The sequence below is a fragment of the Parahaemophilus parainfluenzae genome, from assembly GCF_001055095.1.
GTDB lineage: Bacteria > Pseudomonadota > Gammaproteobacteria > Enterobacterales > Pasteurellaceae > Haemophilus_D > Haemophilus_D parainfluenzae_Z.
This window is the reverse complement of record NZ_JVHG01000015.1, coordinates 88,187-109,343: the sequence shown is the minus strand read 5'-3', so window position 1 is coordinate 109,343 and position 21,157 is coordinate 88,187. Positions and strand designations below refer to the sequence as shown.

The window sequence follows — 21,157 nt, the reverse complement described above, 5'->3', positions numbered from 1 at the left end:
TTTATAGGTTGATTGCACTGGTGATGATTAACGATAAGCAAAGAAAGGGCGCAAAAGGTAAAACAGGTTGACGAGAAATCCAATAACCTATGATGCCTAATAGACTGGCAATGAATAAGAAAAGTGGTAAGTGCGCGATAGTGAGATAAGTGCCAATTCCTAAAGCGAGCCAATAATCGCCACGGCCTAACGCTTCCTTCTTATAAAACCATTTAGACAAATGATAGATAATATAAAAAACACCGAAAAAACTAACCGCACTTTCTAAACTTTGAGAAAGCGTCAGAATTGAACATTCTTGATGTGCGCCGAATAAACCCAGGAAAAATAAAAGTAGGCAAGGTGTCGGTGAAATTAGTTGATAATGCCAGTCTAGCCAACTAATGACAAAAAGTAGACTAAGCGTAATCGCGAGCCATAAAGTAAATAATTCATCTTGAAGAAAATAACAGAGTACAGCAAAACAGAGTCCAAACCCTAAAAAATAAAGAAAAATGTGACCGCACTTTTGAGATTGAATTATGGCTTTTTCAGTTTGGAAAATAGGACTGTTTTCAGGATAAAGTTCGATATAGTTCTGATAAATCTCTTGTTGGAGATTGGGGATAAAACGATCAATATAAAGCCAAACAAAGATACCCGCTAAACCACCCAATAAGAAAAAGGCTAATATCATCATTGGATTACGGATCCCATATTAAAAATCGGCAGATACATGCCCATCATTATGATACCAATTAAACTACCAATGATGAGCATCATTAAAGGCTCTAAAAGTTGGGAAAGTAAATCAATTTGATGATTAAGTTTTTCTTGATAGTTATCAGCAATATGATGCAACATCAATGCAAGTTTTCCACTTTTCTCTCCAATCTGTAGCATTTGTTGTGCTTCCATTGGGAAAAGATGACTACTGACACTTTCTGAAAATGGATAACCTTGAGAAACCCACTGTAAAATTGACCGTACTTCTTGTTGTAGCAGGATATCGCCTTTTAATGTACGTTGTGTTTGCCAGGTTTGTTGTTTGGGGAGGAAGCTATTTAACGCTGGCGTCAATGCCACACCGGATTGAAGCATTAATTGCAGGTTATGACTAAAACTGATTAGGCGAGAAAGGCAAATGATATTGCCCCAAATTGGCATGCGACTAATTAGGGCATTCTTTTTTTGATTTAGCCAAAGGGAATGTTTTAATGCCATCTTCAACATAAAAATCGCGAAAGTGCAGGTAATCATTAACGCAACAAAATGATGTTGTAGGAATTGAGACATAGCTAATAATACGGCAGTCAATGTAGGCAATTCAGCGGAATTTTCGCCATACATTTCAGCAAATTGTGGTACAACAAAGAGTAATAAAATCAACGTAAGTGAAAGCGAAATACCTAATACCATGGCGGGATAAAGCATAATTTTTTGCAATTTGCGTTGAAGCGTTAATGATTGCGTTCGACGTTCTGCAATTTTAGTGCATACCTCTGCCAGTTTTCCGGTCATTTCTCCCACTTGAATAAGTTGAATCTCTTGAAAGTTTAAATACTTTCCTTGTATTTCCAAGCTTTGTGAAAACGGAAGACCACTTTCAATTAACTCAATTAAGGTGCTAAGCCACTGATGCAAACCCAATTGTGTGCAGTTGTCTTGCAAAATATGTAATGCATTTTTTAATGGAATGGCAGAACTGAGCAATGTAGCCAGTTGATTCAATAAAGCACTGATTTCTGCATTTTTCGGTTTCTGATTAAGTTGCCAATCTTGTTGCAAGCGAATGTGACTAAAACCTTTTGCAATTAACAGAAATTGTGCGGCTTGTTTAGATTGAGCAACAAGGTTGCCTTTTTGCCATTGTTGTCGCTGATCATGGGCTTGGAAATAAAAGAGTTTTTGCTTTGCCATAGAGACTCCTATTTTTTACCTAACACACGTTGAATTTCATCGAGATCGGTGATGTTATCTTTTACTTTTTTTAATGCGCTTTGATAAAGTGAATCGAAATCAGTTTGGTAACAGTTATTTTCACATTGTAAAAATTGATACACCCCAATACGCCCTTGATACCCCTGATGGCAATCGCAAGAATCACTAAAATGTTGACCGCACTTTAAACAACGTTTACGCACCAATCTCTGTGCGATAACTAATAAGAGACTATTTTCAATTTCATGAGATTGAATGCCTAATTGCTGTAAGCGCGAAATCGCTGAGATGGCATCGTTGGTATGTAAGGTAGAAAGCACTAAATGACCGGTTTGAGCTGCTCTTAATGCCATTAATGCACTTTCTTCATCTCGAATTTCACCAAGCATAATAATGTCGGGATCTTGTCGTAAAAATGTACGAAGTAATCGGCTAAAATCTAAACCGATTTGTGGATTTACTTGAGTTTGAATAATACCTTCCAATTCAATTTCAACGGGATCCTCTGCCGTCATAATATGTTTATCTGGTGTGTTGAGCCATTGAAGTGCGGTATAAAGTGAGATACTTTTTCCGCTTCCCGTTGGTCCAGTCACAAGAATTAAACCTTGCGGTTGGCTGAGTGCATGTTGAAATTGACTTTGTTGCTTTTGTGTCATACCCAACTCAGCAAAACTTAGTTGGACAGGTTTATTTTGTTGTAACCGTAATACCGCTTTTTCTCCCCAATGCGTGGGCAAGGTAGAAAGGCGGAAATCTAAAATATCGGAGAATGTCGTTTTGAATTGAAAGCGGCCATCTTGTGGTAGCCGAGTTTCACTGATATCCAGTTTGGCTAAGAGTTTTAAACGAGAAATTACACGATTGGCGAGTGATTTACTGATAATCGGCTGTGGTTGGAGTACGCCATCAATACGTAAACGAGTTAAGAGCCCATTTGGCTGAGTTTCTAAATGAATATCGGAGGCATTTTTTTGTAGGGCGGTTTCAAAAATACCATTTAATAATTGAATAACGGGTTCATCTTCATGAGATAAATTAGCTGTGTTTTCATCTTCAGAATGATGGTAAAACGTCGTTTGTTCTTCGATTTGATTGGCTTTAGGTGCAAGGGATTGTAAAAGTTGTTTGAGTTGGGGCGTTTCAAATAAAATCGGTTCAACTAATTTACCGCTTAAAAAAGCAAAGGTTTCACAAGCTGCAAGATTATTGAGTGAATCCACTGCAAGCCATAAATGGTGCTCGTCTTCTTTAAGAGGGAGTGCAAAGTAACGTAACAGCAATGCTTGTTGCTGTTGGTTTTGTTGCCAATATTGTGGCGAGATTTGGTAAATCTCGCCATTTTTTGCGATTGCTTGATAAGCCATGTTTCGCTATTTAGCTGAAGAGCAGAAACCTGCAGGGAATAAATCTGCATTGCTTGGGCAAGCGGTTGTCCAGGTGACACCTGATGAGGTTGAACCTGTCGCCGTTAAAGAATAACTGATCCCATCTAATGCACCATTTCCTGTCACCGTAATCACCCCCGATTTCGTGGTGATGGATTTGACATAGCCTTTTGCAGTAGTGATGTCTGCTGCAATGCCATTTGAACCACCTGAACAGTTTGTCGGGGCATTGGTGCTATAGATACATAGTTCCACATCAGATTTATAAGGTGCAGAAGCTTGTAACAATTCGGAGATAGCCGCTTTTTTGGTATAATTTTGATAAGACGGAATGGCGATCGTTGCGAGAATAGCAATAATCGCAATTACGATCATCAATTCAATTAACGTAAAACCTTTATGTAAAGGTTTAGAAAAAGTCAGTTTCATTAAATTAAATTTCCTTTTGGTTGAATAAAAAAATGCCAGAATTGGCGGCAACATTGTCTAAAAGGGAAAAATGAAAGTAAAACTGACCGCACTTCTTTTGCGATCAAGATCGCAAAAATGAAATTTAATCGTAGAAAAACAGATGAATAAGATAAAAAATGGCTGGTTAAGCCAGACAAGAAAAGTAATTTCACCACATTTTGATGCTCGCCCTGATGTAGAGGATATTTCATTACTCGTCATTCATTACATCAGTTTGCCGCCAGAACAATTTGGTGGGGGATATGTAGATGATTTTTTCCAAGGAAAACTCGATCCCACTATTCATCCTTATTTTGAAGAGATTTATCAATTTCGTGTGTCAGCCCATTGTTTAATTGAACGGGATGGCAAGGTGACGCAATATGTGAGTTTCGATGATAGAGCATGGCATGCGGGACTTTCTTGCTTTGAAGGACGCGATAAATGTAATGATTTTGCGATTGGTATTGAGCTAGAGGGCAGTAATGAACAGCCTTTTACAGAGGCACAATACCAAGTGCTTGCTGCATTAACACGAGATATCATGCAAGCTTATCCGAAAATAACGCTCGATCGTATCGTTGGTCATTGCGATATTTCGCCAGGTCGTAAGATCGATCCGGGTCAATATTTTGAGTGGGAACGCTATTTAGCGTTAGTCAAAAAAGGCTTGGATAAAAAATAATCACTAAAATTTTTGATTGAATGTGAGTAAGATAATTTCTGGGAATAAGCCTTATCTTAATGAAATTAAAGAGAAAATTTTCTCTCTAAAATTGAAGCTAAAATGCTGAGAAGAGTTATGCAACACTCGCCATTTGCTCAATCACAATTTTATCCACAGAAATATTGAATAACTCACAGCTATTATTTCTTCACCAAACAAGGAATGTTTAAACTAAAAAATGGCTGAATTTTTGACCGCACTTTGATGAGAAAAAGTGCGGTCATTTTTTTTGGAAAATTTTTGATTAAAGGTTATATAAAAATGAAAAAAGTGAAGTGTGAAAAGCGATTTTTGATCTTTATACACAGTTAAATTTAGATTATCCAAGTGTTACCCACAGAGTTATCCACAATAGGGTAAATATGCCCATTCGGTTGATAAAAAAGCGAATTTATGAAACAATCTGTAAATTATTTTTGTACAAAATTTAAGGTGAACGATAGTGATCGATTTTGATGGCTACCGTCCAAATGTAGGCATTGTCATTTGTAATCGCAAAGGGCAGGTGCTTTGGGCTAAACGATACGGGCAGAATTCGTGGCAATTCCCGCAAGGTGGAATTAACGATAACGAAAGTGCCGAACAAGCCATGTATCGTGAATTATATGAAGAGGTTGGCTTGCAACCCAAAGATGTGAAGGTGCTTTATGCCTCTAAACATTGGTTGCGTTATAAGCTGCCGAAAAGATTGCTGCGTTATGACAGCAAACCCATGTGTATTGGGCAAAAACAACGTTGGTTTTTGTTGCAATTAGTGGGTGATGAAAAAAATATTAATATGAACACAACAAAATCACCCGAATTTGATGGTTGGCGTTGGGTGAGTTTTTGGTATCCCGTACGTCAGGTAGTGTCCTTTAAGAAAGATGTTTATCGCAAAGCGATGAAAGAGTTTGCTCAAGTGATGTTTGGCAACGAAAAAACATTGCTTGAAAATACGCAAGAGCATGAGACAAATAAACCTTATCATGCGCTGCGTAAAAATGGTTTTTCTAAATATCAAAAACGTTCATCTTATAAATCAAGGGGACAATAATGCTCACTTTTATTCTGCTTTGTTTGATTGTTGGGTCTGTTGTTGGTTTTCTTGCCGGATTATTTGGTATAGGTGGTGGGTTAATTATCGTCCCAACTTTAGTCTATTTATTGCCGATGGTAGGCGTGCCTGAACCCTTGTTGATGTCCACGGCATTAGGGACTTCATTTGCGACCATTGTGATTACTGGATTTTCTTCTGCACAGCGTCATCATAAACTAGGCAATATAGTTTGGAGTGCAGTTAAAGTATTGGCACCGATGGTCATGATTTCGGTCTTTATCTCTGGTTTGTTTATTGGCAAGCTTGATCGTGATGTATCAGCTAAAATCTTTGCCTGTTTAGTTGTGTATTTAGCGGCAAAAATGGTAATTTCTATTAAGAAAAGCACAGGGAAAACCAAACCTTTAACAACGCAAGCTTCTGTTATTGGGGGGATTTTAATTGGGATGGCATCTAGTGCAGCGGGCGTAGGTGGTGGTGGTTTTATCGTGCCATTTTTAAATTCCCGCGGGATTGATATGAAAAAAGCCATCGGTTCTTCCGCTTTTTGTGGGGCACTTCTTGGTTTATCTGGCATGTTAAGCTTTATGGTGAGCGGTTGGGGTAACCCTTCCATGCCGGATTATTCTCTAGGGTATATTTATTTACCCGCAGTGCTCGGTATTACAGCCACCTCATTTTTCACTTCTAAATTAGGGGCTACAGCGACCTCAAAACTCCCTGTATCAACCTTGAAAAAAGGCTTCGCCTTGCTATTAATTGCAATCGCAGTTGATATGTTTATGAAATAAGGAATGTTATGAATTCAGAATTTTTGATGCTTCCACATTTTGATCCGACTATTTTTACTTTTGGTAATAGCAATATAGGGCTGCGTTGGTATGGCTTAATGTATCTATTAGGTTTCATTTTTGCTCGTTGGCTAGCGGTTCGTCGTGCAAATCAACCTAATAGTGGTTGGACTATCGATCAAGTGGATACGTTACTTTTTAATGCTTTTATGGGAGTGTTTTTAGGGGGACGTATTGGGGATGTTTTCTTCTATAACTTTGATCATTTTATGCAAGATCCGCTGTATTTATTCCGTGTTTGGGAAGGGGGAATGTCATTTCACGGTGGATTAATTGGGGTGATTATCTCAATGATTTGGACCTCTTATTCTCAAAAAAGAAGCTTCTGGCAGACAGCAGATTTTATGGCGCCTTTGATTCCATTTGGTTTAGGGATGGGACGAATTGGTAACTTTATCAATTTAGAACTTTGGGGACGAGAAACTAAAGTTCCTTGGGCCATGATTTTCCCAAATGATCCATTCTTATTACCGCGCCATCCTTCACAGCTTTATGAAGCATTCTTAGAAGGTTTCGTGCTGTTTATTATTCTGAATGTCTTTATTAAAAAGCCTCGCCCAGCAGGTTCGGTAGCAGGATTATTCCTGGTTGGTTACGGGATTTTCCGTTTTATCGTTGAATATGTTCGTGAGCCGGAAGTGGAGTCTTTCTTAGGCATCATGACACGTGGGCAAGCCCTTTCCTTACCGATGATTATTGGTGGTGGATTAATTATCGCATGGGCATACAATCGCTCTAAAAGTGCGGTTCATCAGTAAGGAGTTTTTTATGAAACAATATTTAGATCTTTGTCGACGCATTGTAAATGAAGGTGAGTGGGTTGCTAACGAGCGTACTGGCAAGCGTTGCCTTACTGTGATTAATGCTGATTTAGAATATGATGTTGCTAATAATCAATTCCCCTTAATTACGACACGTAAAAGCTATTGGAAAGCAGCGATTGCGGAGTTTTTAGGTTATATTCGTGGTTATGATAATGCGGCAGATTTCCGTAAGCTTGGCACCAAAACGTGGGATGCAAATGCCAATGAAAATGCAGCGTGGCTTGCCAATCCACATCGTAAAGGCACCGATGATATGGGCCGCGTTTATGGCGTACAAGGCAGAGCATGGCGTAAACCGAATGGCGAAACCATCGATCAACTTCGTAAAATTGTGAATAATTTAAGCCGAGGGATTGATGACCGCGGTGAAATTCTGACGTTCTTCAATCCAGGCGAATTTGATCTAGGCTGTTTGCGTCCTTGCATGCATACACATACTTTCTCTTTAGTAGGCGATACATTGCACTTAACGAGCTACCAACGCTCTTGTGATGTACCACTTGGCTTAAACTTCAATCAAATTCAGGTCTTTACTTTCCTTGCTTTGATGGCGCAAATTACTGGCAATAAACCGGGTAAGGCATATCATAAAATTGTAAATGCGCATATTTATGAAGACCAACTTGAGTTAATGCGTGATGTGCAATTAAAACGTGAACCATTCCCTTCACCACAATTAGAAATTAATCCTGATATTAAAACCCTTGAAGATCTTGAAACTTGGGTAACGATGGATGACTTCAAGGTGGTGGGCTATCAATCTCACGAACCGATCAAGTATCCTTTCTCAGTTTAGGCATTCAAAGTGCGGTCAGATTTAGACGAGAAATTTATGCAACACGCCCTGATGCTTGCCGATCATGCAGAAGCATTTGGCGAGATTCCTGTCGGGGCGGTGTTGGTAGATGATGAAGGTAATATTCTCGGTGAAGGCTGGAATTTATCTATCATTGAAAATGATCCGACCGCTCACGCTGAAATTGTCGCATTGCGTAATGCAGCACAAAATATTCAAAATTATCGTCTGCTCAATACCACACTCTATGTCACCCTTGAGCCTTGCACCATGTGTGCAGGTGCGATTTTGCATAGCCGTATTAAACGATTAGTCTTCGGTGCGTCAGATTATAAAACAGGGGCTGTAGGTTCTCGCTTTCACTTCTTTGATGATTATAAAATGAATCACACGTTAGAAATCACGTCTGGCGTGCTTGCAGAAAAGTGTGGTCAGAAATTGAGTGATTTTTTCAAAAAGAGACGAGAGCAGAAAAAGGAAGAGAAGCGGGAAAAAAATCTCCCGCTTGATGTTGAATCGCAATCTTAAACTTGCCAATCAATTTCAGTTAAACCATTTTGGTTTAAGTATTTGTTCGTTTTAGAAAAGTGATGACATCCTAGAAAACCACGATGTGCCGAAAGTGGAGAAGGGTGAGGAGCAGTTAAAACATAATGACAATTGCGATCAATAAATTGCCCTTTTTTCTGTGCATGGCTTCCCCAAAGTAAAAATACGACTTGTTCACGATGTTCATTAAGTGCTGCAATCACTTGATCTGTAAAAACTTCCCAACCAAATTTAGCGTGTGAATGTGCCATGCCGCGCTCTACAGTGAGCACGGTGTTAAGCAGTAGTACACCTTGCTCCGCCCATTTCACCAAATAGCCATGATTTGGCATTTGAAAGCCAGGAATGTCGTTAGCCAATTCTTTATACATATTCAGCAGAGAGGGCGGAATAGCGACTTCGGGTTTTACCGAAAAAGCTAAACCGTGTGCTTGATTTGGGCCATGGTAGGGATCCTGTCCTAAAATGACGACTTTCACCTCATCAAATGCCGTATATTTAAAGGCATTAAATACTTCATCTTGCGGTGGGTAAATGGTTTTTCCGGCTAGTCGCTCTTGATGAACTTGCTGTAGAATGTGTTTAAAGTAAGGTTTTTCTTTCTCTTGACCGATAACATCTGTCCAGGTTTTCATTCTGTATTTCCTTATTGGATAAGCTTGGAGACATTATAAATGAAATTTCTGAGAAAGGCTTTATTTGAGAATAATGTTAATATCTTGTTAAAAACATGGGCATGTTGAGTTCTTGTTACGACTAAAACTTTAATATAGATCAATTTTTAAAAATTAGTCATAAAAAAGAACCTGTTTTAGGTCAAAATTAATTGAATTCTTCAAATAGTTTGATAAAATTTGCACAGTTTAATAAATATACAACCGCCAAATTAGGAGGCACTTTATGATCAAAGGTATTCAAATTACTCAAGCAGCAAATGACAATCTTTTAAACTCATTCTGGTTATTAGACAGCGAAAAAAATGAAGCTCGTTGTTTATGTGCAAAAGCTGAATTCGCAGAAGACCAAGTAGTAGCAGTAAGCGAATTAGGCCAAATCGAATACCGTGAATTACCGGTAAACGTAGCACCAACTGTTAAAGTTGAAGGTGGTCAACACTTAAACGTAAACGTACTACGTCGTGAAACGTTAGAAGATGCAGTAAACAACCCGGATAAATACCCACAATTAACTATCCGTGTTTCTGGTTACGCAGTACGTTTCAACTCTTTAACACCAGAACAACAACGCGACGTTATTACTCGTACTTTCACTGAAAGCCTATAATTTCAGTTTGAATAAAAAAGAAACCCCGAAGTAATTCGGGGTTTTGTTTTATCTAAAAGGTTTGAAAATTTGACCGCACTTTTCCTTTTCATCCCTAGCGATTTCCGCGCTTTTCAGGTACAATCCGCCAGTTAAATTTAATGATTTTTGAGAAAACTAATCTATTTATGAAGAATATTCGCAACTTTTCTATTATTGCCCATATTGACCACGGTAAATCGACCCTTTCTGACCGATTAATTCAGACCTGTGGTGGACTTTCGGATCGTGAAATGGAAGCGCAAGTGTTGGATTCCATGGATCTTGAGCGCGAGCGTGGCATTACCATTAAAGCGCAAAGTGTAACCTTAAATTATCAAGCGAAAGACGGTGAAACATACCAATTAAACTTTATCGATACACCAGGACACGTGGACTTCTCTTATGAAGTGTCGCGTTCTCTTGCGGCTTGTGAAGGGGCATTGTTAGTTGTGGATGCAGGACAGGGCGTAGAAGCTCAAACCTTGGCAAACTGCTATACCGCCATTGAAATGGATTTAGAAGTCGTGCCTATTTTAAATAAAATCGACTTACCCGCAGCGGATCCTGAACGTGTTGCAGAAGAAATTGAAGATATCGTTGGTATTGATGCGATGGAAGCGGTACGTTGTTCGGCGAAAACCGGTGTGGGTATTGAAGATGTATTAGAAGAAATTGTTGCGAAAATTCCAGCGCCAGAAGGTGATCCTGATGCACCGTTACAAGCCTTGATTATTGACTCTTGGTTCGATAACTATTTAGGCGTGGTGTCATTAGTTCGTATTAAGAATGGTGTGTTGCGTAAAGGTGACAAAATCAAAGTAATGTCCACAGGACAAGCTTACAACGTCGACCGTTTAGGGATTTTCACGCCAAAACAAGTGGATACGACTGTATTAAATACCGGCGAAGTAGGTTGGGTTGTTTGTGCGATTAAAGATATTTTAGGGGCACCAGTAGGGGATACCTTAACGCATCAACACAATCCGGCAAGTCATGTATTGCCAGGCTTTAAGAAAGTAAAACCGCAGGTTTATGCTGGTTTATTCCCAGTTAGCTCTGACGATTATGAGGCTTTCCGTGATGCATTAGGTAAATTAAGCTTAAACGATGCATCGTTGTTCTATGAGCCAGAAAACTCAACGGCTTTAGGTTTTGGTTTCCGTTGTGGCTTCTTGGGGCTTTTACACATGGAGATTATTCAAGAGCGTTTAGAACGTGAATACGATCTTGATTTGATTACCACAGCACCAACTGTAATTTATGAAGTTGAAATGACCAATGGTGAAGTGGTTTATGTGGATAGTCCATCAAAACTACCACCATTAAATAATATTGCGGAAATTCGTGAGCCAATTGCAGAGTGTAATATGCTCGTGCCACAAGAATTCTTAGGAAATGTCATCACTCTTTGTGTGGAAAAACGTGGTGTACAAACCAATATGGTATATCACGGTAACCAAATTGCGTTAACCTATGAAATTCCAATGGGCGAAGTAGTCTTAGATTTCTTCGATCGCTTGAAATCAACATCGCGTGGTTATGCGTCTTTGGATTATGGTTTCAAACGTTTCCAAGCAGCAGACATGGTACGCGTGGATATCATGATCAACGGTGATCGTGTCGATGCGTTAGCGTTAATCGTTCATAAAGATAATGCACCTTATCGTGGTCGAGAATTGGTTGAAAAAATGCGTGAACTCATTCCACGTCAACAATTTGATATTGCGATCCAAGCCGCGATTGGCAACCACATTATTGCGCGTTCAACGGTAAAACAATTGCGTAAAAACGTATTAGCAAAATGTTATGGTGGTGATGTGAGCCGTAAGAAAAAACTCTTACAGAAACAGAAAGAAGGTAAAAAACGAATGAAATCTTTAGGTAACGTGGAAGTACCGCAAGAAGCGTTTTTAGCGATCTTACATGTTGGTAAAGATAAATAGGAAAGTAGAGCAATGTCGAATGTATTTTTTATTCTGTTGTTAGCCGTAGGCTTTGCTGGTTGGAAAGCGTTAGATTATTTCCAACTGCCTAACACATTCAGTATTTTATTGCTGATTTTAACCGCACTTTCCGGCATTTTATGGTGTTATCACCGCTTTGCCGTGATGCCAAGACGTCGTCGTCAAATCGCACGCGCAGAACAACGCTCAGGCAAAGCATTAACGGATGAAGAAAAAGCGAAAATTGAGCCTATTTCAGAAGGCTCAGAATTTATTTCTTCGCTTTTCCCTGTGTTATCCGTGGTATTCCTTGTGCGTTCATTTATTTTTGAGCCATTTCAAATTCCATCTGGATCAATGGAAGCGACCTTGCGCGTAGGGGATTTCCTCGTCGTGAACAAATATACTTATGGCATTAAAGATCCTATTTTCCAAAATACGATTATTGAAGGTAATAAACCAGAACGTGGTGATGTGATCGTGTTTAAAGCACCGGAGCAAGCGTTACTTCGTACAAGTTTAGGGGCAACACGAGCGGCTTATGCTGAAAATCTTGCGTTAACATCTAAAAACAATATGTCTGGTGTAGATTACATTAAACGTATTATAGGGAAAGGCGGTGACCGCATTATCCTTGATGTTGAAAAAAGTGCTTTAACACTGGTTTATGGCAAAGATGGCAAACCTTGCGAAGTAGATTGCCAAACTAAAGCGTTTGAATATAAACAAGAACCCACAAATCCAGCATTCCCAACGCAAGTGGAATATTTGGAAATCGGTGACGTGACACACAGTATTTTAGTGGAGCCAATGCGCCGTTATTCGGGGATTGAATTCTATCCACAAGAAGGCTTACCTACTGCTGAATGGATTGTGCCTGAAGGGCAATATTTTGTGATGGGGGATAACCGTGATCATAGTGATGACAGCCGTTTTTGGGGATTTGTACCAGAAAAAAATATCGTGGGTAAAGCCACTTATATTTGGATGAGTTTAGAAAAAGAACCAAATGAGTGGCCTACAGGCTTCCGTTTAGACCGTTTCTTTACAAAAATTAATTAATATGAATCATTTAGATCGTCTAGAACGAAAAATTGGTTATCAATTTTCCGATCTAAAAAATTTAAAATTGGCACTGACACACCGCAGTGCCTCCACTCAACATAATGAACGCCTAGAATTTCTAGGTGATTCGATTCTCAATTATGTCATCGCGGATGCGCTTTATCATCAATTCCCTCGTTGTAATGAAGGTGAACTTAGCAGAATGCGTGCCACATTAGTTCGTGAGCCAACCCTGGCGATGATTGCCCGCAATTTTGAGCTTGGGGATTATATGTCCTTAGGTTCTGGTGAATTGAAAAGTGGTGGCTTTCGTCGTGAATCGATTTTGGCGGATTGTGTTGAAGCAGTAATTGGCGCAATGGCATTAGATTCAAGCTTTGATAAAGCGGCAGATATTGTGCGTAGCTGGTATAAAACGTTACTCGCCGAAATTAAACCGGGTGATAACCAAAAAGATGCCAAAACGCGCTTGCAAGAGTATTTACAAGGTAAGCATTTTGCCTTACCAACCTATGAAGTAATAAAAATTGAAGGCGAAGCCCATTGCCAAACCTTCACCGTAGAATGTACAGTAAAAAATGTACCCAATATTGACCGCACTTTTATTGCGAAAGGTTCTAGCCGCCGTAAAGCAGAACAAGCGGCCGCAGAACAAATCTTAAAAACATTGGAAATTAAATGACCGAATTAAATCAAGAACAAGAGACCTATTGTGGCTTTATCGCTATAGTAGGTCGCCCAAATGTAGGGAAATCCACCCTGTTAAATAAAATTTTAGGACAAAAAATTTCGATTACATCTCGCAAGGCGCAAACTACACGTCATCGTATTGTGGGAATTAAAACGGAAGGTATCTACCAAGAAATTTACGTCGATACGCCGGGGCTTCATATTGAAGAAAAACGAGCGATTAACCGTTTAATGAACCGTGCAGCAAGCTCGGCAATCGGGGATGTAGATCTCATTATTTTCGTCGTGGATGGTACACATTGGAATGCCGATGATGAAATGGTGTTAAACAAATTACGTAATGCGAAAGCGCCTGTCGTACTCGCCATCAACAAAGTTGATAATATTAAGAATAAAGATGATTTATTGCCATTTATTACAGATTTAGGCAGTAAGTTTAATTTTGCTCACATTGTGCCGATTTCTGCACAACGTGGTAATAATGTCCATCAATTAGAGAAAATTGTTCGCCAATCATTACGTAAAGGCGTTCATCACTTCCCTGAAGATTATGTAACGGATCGTTCACAGCGTTTTATGGCGTCAGAAATTATTCGTGAAAAATTAATGCGTTTCACAGGGGAAGAGCTACCTTATTCGGTAACGGTTGAAATTGAACAATTTAAAGTAAATGAGCGTGGTACTTATGAAATCAATGGCTTGATTTTAGTTGAACGCGAAGGCCAAAAGAAAATGGTGATCGGTGCTCAAGGGCAAAAAATTAAAACCATTGGTATGGAAGCGCGCGCTGACATGGAACGCTTATTTGATAATAAAGTACACCTTGAACTTTGGGTAAAAGTGAAGTCCGGTTGGGCGGATGATGAACGTGCCTTAAGAAGTTTAGGTTATATGGATGAATAAAAAACTTGAGTAATACTCTATACCGTCCTATTATTAGAAACATATTTATGTTTTTTAATAAAAACAAGGAGATGGTAGATGAGTATCTATGCCTTAAAACCCAAATTTCAGAATTTACTTCGGCCTTTAGTTAGGCAATTAGCGGCAAAAGGCGTAACGGCAAATCAAGTTACGCTAATTGCCTGCTTACTTTCTATTTTACTCGGTGTGATTCTCGCACTATTTCCGACATTTTCTTCTCTTTTCTTCCTTATCCCTATTTGGTTGTTTTTGCGTATGGCGTTGAATGCCATTGATGGCATGCTAGCACGTGAATTTAATCAAAAAAGTCGATTAGGGGGGTATCTTAATGAAATTACTGATGTCGTCTCTGATGCAGCACTTTACCTTCCTTTTGCTTTTGTCGCGCCTTTTGATGGTATTCAAATCTCAAGTATTATTTGGCTTGCCGCGTTGAGTGAGTTATGTGGCATTTTAGGGCAAGTTCAAGGCAAAACGCGTCGTTATGATGGCCCAATGGGTAAAAGTGATCGTGCGTTCGTATTTGGTGTACTCGGTTTACTCTATGGGGTGAATGGTAGCTTGCATTCATTTTTCTGGTGGGTAGCCAATATCGTCATTATCTTGCTTATTGTGACTTGTATTAAGCGAGTAAAAAATGGTTTAGCCGAAGTGACGGAATAATAGGAGCAAATATGTTTGCGAGATTAATCGATTTTTTATTGTGTAGTTTTGCTTCTTTTATTACAGGCGTTCGACCTCAACCCGCAATTGCAGAACAATCTTCAGAAGGGCATCGTGTCTATTTTGCCAATCATAATAGTCATGGAGATTTTATCTTACTTTGGATTTCATTGCCTTATGAAGTGAGAAAACAAACTCGTCCTGTTGCAGGCAAAGATTATTGGACGAAAGGCGCAATTCGTCGCTTTTTAGCCTATAAAGTGTTCAATATGTTACTGATTGAACGTAATAGCCAAGATCCAAAAGCTGCCATACGACAAATGAGTGAAGCATTAGTCAATAACTCCCTGATTATTTTCCCTGAAGGAACTCGCAAGATGGATGATGATTTGCCGCTTCAACCATTTAAAAGCGGATTGTTTTATTTAGCAAAAGAAAATCCTGATTGTGAATTTGTGCCTGTTTGGATTAGTAATATGAATAATGTTTTACCAAAAGGCTTTATTTTACCGATACCATTGTTATGTGATCTTTATGTGGGCGAGCCATTAAAGATAGGGACAGATGAAACTAAAGAGGTGTTTCTGACACGTGCTCAATCGGCATTATTAAGTTTAAACGTCAGTGAAAAAGGCAAATCTTAGGAGCAAATGATGACAGAAATATGGCAACTCTTCGGTGGTTTATTTATCGCCTTAATTTTTGCTTCCTCAGTGGGATATATTTTAAAACGCAGATCGGGTGTAGATACACCGAATAGCGTTATTGATAACCTGAATGCACGCATCAATGCTTGGTGGGTGATGATTGGGATTATCTTTATTGCGAGTTTATTAGGCTTTTATGGCGTGATTGGGCTATTTTTGATTATTTCATTTATGGGATTGCGTGAGTTTCTTTCTCTATTGAATATTCGTCGAGGCGATCATCTTGCGCTAGCCGCTTGTTTTTATGTGATCTTACCATTGCAATATTTTTTAGTCGCCATTGATTGGTTTAGCATGTTCACAATTTTCATTCCCGTATATGGCTTCTTATTTTTACCTATTCTGTCGGCATTACTCGGCGATCCGGCGCATTTCTTAGATCGTTCAACGAAAATTCAGTGGGCATTGATGATTAGTGTATTCTGTATTTCACATATCCCCGCTTTATTGGCTCTTGATATCTTAGGTTATGAAGGAAAAAATCTTTTATTAATGATCTTCTTAATCTTGGTAGTACAGTCAAGTGATGTGTTGCAATACGTTTGGGGTAAACTTTTTGGTAAGCATAAAATTGCACCAACCTTATCGCCATCTAAAACGGTAGAAGGTTTTGTTGGTGGGGTATTAAGCGCAAGTTTATTAGGGATGTTGCTTCATTGGCTGACACCATTTAATGCATGGCAAGCCTTTTTAATGAGTCTGTTAATTTGCTTAATGGGATTCTTAGGGGGGCTCGTGATGTCAGCCATGAAACGCAGTATGGGCGTGAAAGATTGGGGTAATATGATCAGTGGCCATGGTGGTATTTTAGACCGTATGGATTCGCTTTGTTTCTCCGCACCAATTTTCTTCCATATGGTGCGCTATTTCTGGGCATAGTTATAAATCATGAAATAAAAAAAGAGCGGTTAATTAACCGCTCTTTTTTTATTATTGACGATAGGTTTCTAAGAAACGAGCCAATTTGCCAATGGCTTCTTCTAATTGACCGGTATAAGGAAGTGTTACCACACGGAAGTGATCCGGTGAATGCCAGTTAAAGCCTTTACCATGAACAAGAAGCACTTTCTCTTTACGTAATAAATCGAGCACAAATTTTTCATCACTATGAATGTTGAATTTTTGGATATCGAGTTTCGGGAACATATACATTGCCCCCATTGGTTTTACGCAACTAATACCCGGGATTTGAGTAATTAAATCATAGGCTTTATTGCGTTGTTCCAGTAAACGACCACCCGGTTGAACAAATTCATTAATACTTTGATAGCCACCTAATGCGGTTTGAATGGCGTGTTGCATTGGTACATTTGCGCATAAACGCATAGACGCCAGCATATCCAAGCCTTCAATATAGCCTTTAGCATGTTGTTTTGGCCCATTTAAAATCATCCAACCTTGACGGAAGCCCGCAACACGATACGCTTTTGATAAGCCATTGAATGTAATGGTTAATACATCTGGTGCAAGGGCAGCAATATGATGGTGGATAGCACCATCGTAGAGAATTTTGTCATAAATTTCATCAGCAAAAATAATCAGATTATTTTCACGTGCAACTTGGATAATTTCTTCGAGTAACTCTTTGCTATAAACCGCACCTGTCGGGTTGTTCGGGTTGATCACGACGATAGCTTTGGTTTTGGCATTGACTTTCGCGCGAATATCATCAATAGCAGGGAACCAACCCGCTTCTTCATCACATAAATAATGTACTGCATTTCCGCCCGCTAATGTCACAGCCGCTGTCCATAATGGATAGTCTGGCATTGGAACTAAGACTTCATCACCATCATTGAGAAGAGCTTGCATGGACATGGTAATCAATTCAGATACACCATTCCCGATGTATACATCGTTTACTGTCGCATCATGAATACCTTTAGATTGATAGTATTGCACGATAGCTTTACGTGCCGAATATAACCCTTTGGAATCACAATAACCTTGTGCAGATGGTAGGTTGCGGATAACATCAACTAAAATTTCATCAGGCGCTTCAAAACCAAATGGGGCAGGGTTGCCGATATTAAGTTTTAAGATTTTGTTGCCTTCTTCTTCTAGGCGTAAAGCTTCTTTGTGAACCGGTCCACGAATATCGTAGCAAACGTGTTCTAATTTGTCTGATTTAGGAAAAGATCTCATTAGTAACATCCTATGATAATTAGATTTTCATTCAAAAATTACGTCTAATTTACGCTTAAATTCTTATCTTGAAAAGATTTAATAAAAAAATTTTTTGAATGTATTAAAGTGCGGTAGAATATGGGCTAATTTTTTGTGTGTTTTATTATTTTTCATGGGCCCTTTAGAACAAGCTAAATCTGAGCTAATTCGCCAGTTTGAAACCTTGGTGACAACTGATCAGCAACCCGCTATTGCACGTCTTCAGACGAAGATGAAATTGGGTGTTGATCTTTTGGCATGGATGAAGGGGCAACTTGTTTATCCACAATTTTATTTACGTTTTCGTGATGAAGCTAAAACCGTCGCAGCGGTGGGGAAAGTGCGGTCATTTTCAGATGTGAATTTGGCACAGCAATTTATTCAAGAGTACGATTTCCCGTTAGTGGGCGGTTTACAGTTTCAAGGTGAAAGCCAGTTTATTTTGCCTCAAGTTTTAATTGAACAACAACATGGTGAGACAGTAGTTTCTGTGTTTGTTGAAACAAATGAGCTTGATTCAGCAAAAGCGGTGTTGAATTCATTCGAAAAAACAACCGCACTTTTACCACTTAATCAATTAACCATCGAAAGCATGGTGCCAAAAGCAAACCAAGAAACGTGGTGTGACTGGGTCAATCAAGCACTCGCTCGTATTCGACAAGGGGAATTAACCAAGCTTGTTTTGGCAAATGAAACCGTGTTTGGTCTTCATAGTAAGTTAAACGGAAAAGATTTTCTTGCAGCAAGCCAAGCCAAAAATAGTGGTTGTTACCATTTTTTATGGGCAGATAATGCTGAACACTGTTTTGTAGGTTCGACGCCTGAACGCTTATTTGCACGAGATGATCGTCAGTTATTTACGGAGGCGCTTGCGGGTACTGCACCTGTTAGTGATAATCCGAGTGAAAATGATGAACGTGCGAATTGGCTGTTAAATGATGAAAAAAACCTCAATGAAAACTGGTTGGTGGTTGAAGATATTTCACAAAATATCAGTCACTTAGTGGAACAAATTACCGTTGATGATGTCGCATTAAAGTCATTACGCAAAGTGCAGCATTTGATTCGAAAAATGCACGCAAAATTGACCGCACTTTGTACGGATGCCGATTTACTGAAGGCAATTCATCCAACGGCAGCGGTATCAGGTTTACCACAGCAACAAGCGAAGAAAGCTTTAGCTGAAATAGAAACCTTTGATCGTCGTTGGTATGCCGGAACATTAGGCGTGATGAGCCAAAATCTCTCAGAATTTTGTGTTACTATTCGTTCGGCTTTTATTGAAGAAAACCAAGTGCGTGTATTTGCTGGTGCCGGTATTGTGGAAGGCTCACAACCCCTAGAAGAGTGGTTAGAAATTGAACGTAAAGCGGCAGGGCTGATTTCCCTGTTTGCAGAGAATAACGGAGAATAAGAAGAATGTCTGTAAGCGTATTTAATCGTTGTTGGTCAAAGGTGATCTTAGAAACCTTGGTTCGCCAAGGCGTGAGTCACTTTTGTATTGCGCCTGGTTCACGCTCAACACCTTTAACGCTAGAAGCTGTGCGTTTACAAAATGCTTCTCGTGCAACGTGCCATAGTCACTTTGATGAACGTGGTTTAGGCTTTTTTGCGTTAGGGATTGCAAAATCTACTCAAGCACCTGTTGCCGTGATTGTCACCTCGGGCACCGCAGCAGCAAATTTATATCCAGCAATTATCGAAGCTCGTCAAACAGGCGTGAATTTAATTATTCTTACCGCTGATCGCCCACCTGAATTATGGGAATGTGGGGCGAATCAAGCTATCGTGCAACAAAATATGTTTGCCGATTACCCTGTGGCAAGTGTCAATCTACCGAAACCTCAAGCCGATTATGCGGCAAAATGGTTAATTTCTACGTTGGAACAAGCGTGCTATAAACAAAAACAACAACCAGGTGTGGTACATATCAATGTGCCTTTTGCAGAGCCACTTTATAATGCCCAAGAGCAAGAAATTGACGGTCATCCATGGTTAATGCCAATTCAACGTTGGTTAAGTCAGCCTAAAAATTGGGTTGATCATCAACCATTGCAACAAGAAGTGTTGATGCATGAGAATTGGGATAGCTGGCGTACAAAACGTGGTGTGATTGTGGCAGGGCAATTAACGCCTGAACAAGCAATGGGTATTAACTCATGGGCAAATACCATGGGATGGATTTTGCTGACGGATATTCAATCCGGTGTTGAACCGCTCATGCCTTATGCGGATATTTGGCTAGCAAACCAAACCGTAAAGCAAAAATTACTTCAAGCTGATATCGTGATTCAATTTGGCTCTCGTTTTATCAGTAAACGTATTAACCAATTCTTAGCGGAATTCCAAGGCGAATTTTGGGTGGTGGAGCAAAGTCAAAATGCAGTTGATCCAAATCACCATACGCAAACTCGTTTTAACGCCAAAGCACATCATTGGTTACGTGCACATCCGCCATTGCGTCAAAAACCTTGGTTACTCGAGCCACTTGCGCTTTCAAAATTCTGTGCAACCTTTATCGAACAACAAGTTGGTGGCAATCTTAATGAAGCCTCATTAGCCCATCATATTGAACGAGTTTTACCTTACAACGGTATTTTGTTCTTAGGAAACAGTCTTTTTGTCCGTTTGGTTGATGCTTTAACCAAATTGCCTGAAGGGTATCCGATTTATACCAACCGTGGTGCAAGCGGAATTGATGGCTTATTAGCAACGGCTGCAGGTATCGGTATCGGTGCAGATCAACCTGTGGTAGCCATGATTGGTGATACGTCTACACTTTATGATTTGAACTCTTTAGCCTTATTTAAGAATGTCACTCAACCGACTATTATTTTTGTGATTAATAATAATGGCGGTGCAATCTTTGATATGTTGCCGGTGGATGAAGAGGTAAAAGAGCAGTTCTATCGCTTGCCACATAATGGCGATTTCTCTCAAGTTGCGGCAATGTTTGGTTTAAAATATGCTTTACCTTACACTTGGGCAGATTTAAGCTCCGTGTTAAAACAAGCTTATACTCGCCGTCGTGCGACATTAATTGAAATCAAAACAAACCCAAGTGATGGCAGCGCAACCTATAAGCGCTTGATTGAACAAATCAGCCATGCGGTGATTGGTGAATAATTTTTTCCCCTCTTAATATAGAGG

22 protein-coding genes are annotated in these 21,157 nt (G+C 39.5%); 16 read left to right on the top strand and 6 right to left on the bottom strand.

Going from position 1 to position 21,157, the window contains the following annotated elements; all coding sequences use genetic code 11:
• Nucleotide 1: 1 nt before the first annotated feature.
• From ADA56_RS04410 to ADA56_RS04395, 4 genes are read right to left on the bottom strand one after another with little or no spacing between them, the layout of a single operon-like run.
• Nucleotides 2-679, bottom strand: a complete 678-nt coding sequence (locus ADA56_RS04410) for a prepilin peptidase (RefSeq protein WP_049369502.1) — start codon at nucleotides 677-679, stop codon at nucleotides 2-4.
• The gene (locus ADA56_RS04405; RefSeq protein ID WP_049369501.1) at nucleotides 676-1,899 is read right to left on the bottom strand and encodes a type II secretion system F family protein; all 1,224 of its coding nucleotides are present in this window, start codon (nucleotides 1,897-1,899) and stop codon (nucleotides 676-678) included. The genes ADA56_RS04410 and ADA56_RS04405 overlap by 4 nt, the downstream gene beginning before the upstream one ends.
• Before the next feature lie 8 nt (nucleotides 1,900-1,907).
• On the bottom strand, nucleotides 1,908-3,287 hold the full coding sequence (locus ADA56_RS04400; protein WP_049369500.1) for a GspE/PulE family protein: 1,380 nt from the start codon (nucleotides 3,285-3,287) through the stop codon (nucleotides 1,908-1,910).
• A gap of 6 nt (nucleotides 3,288-3,293) precedes the next feature.
• Nucleotides 3,294-3,737, bottom strand: coding sequence for a prepilin-type N-terminal cleavage/methylation domain-containing protein (locus ADA56_RS04395; RefSeq protein WP_049369499.1), 444 nt, complete (start codon nucleotides 3,735-3,737; stop codon nucleotides 3,294-3,296).
• A gap of 142 nt (nucleotides 3,738-3,879) precedes the next feature.
• Here ADA56_RS04395 and ampD point away from each other — a divergent pair, with 142 nt between their 5' ends.
• The 6 genes from ampD to tadA all read left to right on the top strand — a co-directional run bounded on the left by ampD (nucleotide 3,880) and on the right by tadA (nucleotide 8,523).
• Nucleotides 3,880-4,443: a 1,6-anhydro-N-acetylmuramyl-L-alanine amidase AmpD gene (gene ampD / locus ADA56_RS04390; protein WP_049369498.1), complete on the top strand. Its 564-nt coding sequence runs from the start codon at nucleotides 3,880-3,882 to the stop codon at nucleotides 4,441-4,443.
• A 484-nt stretch (nucleotides 4,444-4,927) separates the two neighbouring features.
• Nucleotides 4,928-5,521 (top strand): RNA pyrophosphohydrolase, encoded by a 594-nt coding sequence (rppH, locus tag ADA56_RS04385; protein WP_049369497.1) that lies wholly within the window; start codon nucleotides 4,928-4,930, stop codon nucleotides 5,519-5,521.
• The gene (locus ADA56_RS04380; protein ID WP_049369496.1) at nucleotides 5,521-6,315 is read left to right on the top strand and encodes a sulfite exporter TauE/SafE family protein; all 795 of its coding nucleotides are present in this window, start codon (nucleotides 5,521-5,523) and stop codon (nucleotides 6,313-6,315) included. Before rppH ends, ADA56_RS04380 begins: the two co-directional genes overlap by 1 nt.
• A gap of 8 nt (nucleotides 6,316-6,323) precedes the next feature.
• Nucleotides 6,324-7,133, top strand: coding sequence for a prolipoprotein diacylglyceryl transferase (lgt, locus tag ADA56_RS04375; RefSeq protein ID WP_049369493.1), 810 nt, complete (start codon nucleotides 6,324-6,326; stop codon nucleotides 7,131-7,133).
• Nucleotides 7,134-7,143: 10 nt separating this feature from the next.
• Nucleotides 7,144-7,995 carry a thymidylate synthase gene (locus tag ADA56_RS04370; RefSeq protein ID WP_049364941.1) on the top strand — a complete coding sequence of 284 codons (852 nt, stop codon included), beginning with the start codon at nucleotides 7,144-7,146 and terminating at the stop codon, nucleotides 7,993-7,995.
• Between the two features lie 9 nt (nucleotides 7,996-8,004).
• Complete coding sequence (gene tadA, locus ADA56_RS04365) at nucleotides 8,005-8,523, top strand: tRNA adenosine(34) deaminase TadA (protein WP_152671325.1); 519 nt, start codon at nucleotides 8,005-8,007, stop codon at nucleotides 8,521-8,523.
• Here tadA and ung read toward each other — a convergent pair.
• Nucleotides 8,520-9,194 carry a uracil-DNA glycosylase gene (ung, locus tag ADA56_RS04360; RefSeq protein ID WP_275042120.1) on the bottom strand — a complete coding sequence of 225 codons (675 nt, stop codon included), beginning with the start codon at nucleotides 9,192-9,194 and terminating at the stop codon, nucleotides 8,520-8,522. The two genes, tadA and ung, sit on opposite strands and share 4 nt — an antisense overlap.
• 250 nt (nucleotides 9,195-9,444) lie before the next feature.
• Between ung and grcA the strand changes: the two genes are divergently transcribed.
• The 8 genes from grcA to ADA56_RS04320 all read left to right on the top strand — a co-directional run bounded on the left by grcA (nucleotide 9,445) and on the right by ADA56_RS04320 (nucleotide 16,720).
• A complete protein-coding gene (gene grcA, locus ADA56_RS04355) occupies nucleotides 9,445-9,828 on the top strand; it encodes an autonomous glycyl radical cofactor GrcA (RefSeq protein ID WP_005697846.1) in 384 nt (127 codons plus the stop codon).
• A gap of 167 nt (nucleotides 9,829-9,995) precedes the next feature.
• Nucleotides 9,996-11,792: a translation elongation factor 4 gene (lepA, locus tag ADA56_RS04350; protein WP_049362389.1), complete on the top strand. Its 1,797-nt coding sequence runs from the start codon at nucleotides 9,996-9,998 to the stop codon at nucleotides 11,790-11,792.
• A 12-nt stretch (nucleotides 11,793-11,804) separates the two neighbouring features.
• Nucleotides 11,805-12,854, top strand: a complete 1,050-nt coding sequence (lepB, locus tag ADA56_RS04345) for a signal peptidase I (protein ID WP_049369487.1) — start codon at nucleotides 11,805-11,807, stop codon at nucleotides 12,852-12,854.
• A 1-nt stretch (nucleotide 12,855) separates the two neighbouring features.
• Nucleotides 12,856-13,539 carry a ribonuclease III gene (rnc, locus tag ADA56_RS04340; RefSeq protein WP_005699979.1) on the top strand — a complete coding sequence of 228 codons (684 nt, stop codon included), beginning with the start codon at nucleotides 12,856-12,858 and terminating at the stop codon, nucleotides 13,537-13,539.
• The gene (gene era / locus ADA56_RS04335) at nucleotides 13,536-14,450 is read left to right on the top strand and encodes a GTPase Era (RefSeq protein ID WP_005695525.1); all 915 of its coding nucleotides are present in this window, start codon (nucleotides 13,536-13,538) and stop codon (nucleotides 14,448-14,450) included. The genes rnc and era overlap by 4 nt, the downstream gene beginning before the upstream one ends.
• 78 nt (nucleotides 14,451-14,528) lie before the next feature.
• Nucleotides 14,529-15,134 carry a CDP-alcohol phosphatidyltransferase family protein gene (locus ADA56_RS04330; protein ID WP_049369486.1) on the top strand — a complete coding sequence of 202 codons (606 nt, stop codon included), beginning with the start codon at nucleotides 14,529-14,531 and terminating at the stop codon, nucleotides 15,132-15,134.
• An 11-nt stretch (nucleotides 15,135-15,145) separates the two neighbouring features.
• Nucleotides 15,146-15,778, top strand: a complete 633-nt coding sequence (locus tag ADA56_RS04325; RefSeq protein ID WP_049369484.1) for a lysophospholipid acyltransferase family protein — start codon at nucleotides 15,146-15,148, stop codon at nucleotides 15,776-15,778.
• A 9-nt stretch (nucleotides 15,779-15,787) separates the two neighbouring features.
• Nucleotides 15,788-16,720: a phosphatidate cytidylyltransferase gene (locus ADA56_RS04320; protein ID WP_180365035.1), complete on the top strand. Its 933-nt coding sequence runs from the start codon at nucleotides 15,788-15,790 to the stop codon at nucleotides 16,718-16,720.
• A 51-nt stretch (nucleotides 16,721-16,771) separates the two neighbouring features.
• Here the strand turns inward: ADA56_RS04320 and ADA56_RS04315 are convergent, their stop codons facing one another.
• Entirely contained in the window at nucleotides 16,772-17,986 is a 1,215-nt protein-coding gene (locus ADA56_RS04315) for a pyridoxal phosphate-dependent aminotransferase (protein ID WP_049369481.1), read from the bottom strand.
• A gap of 154 nt (nucleotides 17,987-18,140) precedes the next feature.
• Between ADA56_RS04315 and ADA56_RS04310 the strand changes: the two genes are divergently transcribed.
• Nucleotides 18,141-19,421 (top strand): isochorismate synthase, encoded by a 1,281-nt coding sequence (locus ADA56_RS04310; protein WP_053086265.1) that lies wholly within the window; start codon nucleotides 18,141-18,143, stop codon nucleotides 19,419-19,421.
• 5 nt (nucleotides 19,422-19,426) lie between these two features.
• Entirely contained in the window at nucleotides 19,427-21,133 is a 1,707-nt protein-coding gene (gene menD, locus ADA56_RS04305) for a 2-succinyl-5-enolpyruvyl-6-hydroxy-3-cyclohexene-1-carboxylic-acid synthase (protein WP_049369479.1), read from the top strand.
• The last annotated feature ends 24 nt before the right edge of the window (nucleotides 21,134-21,157 follow it).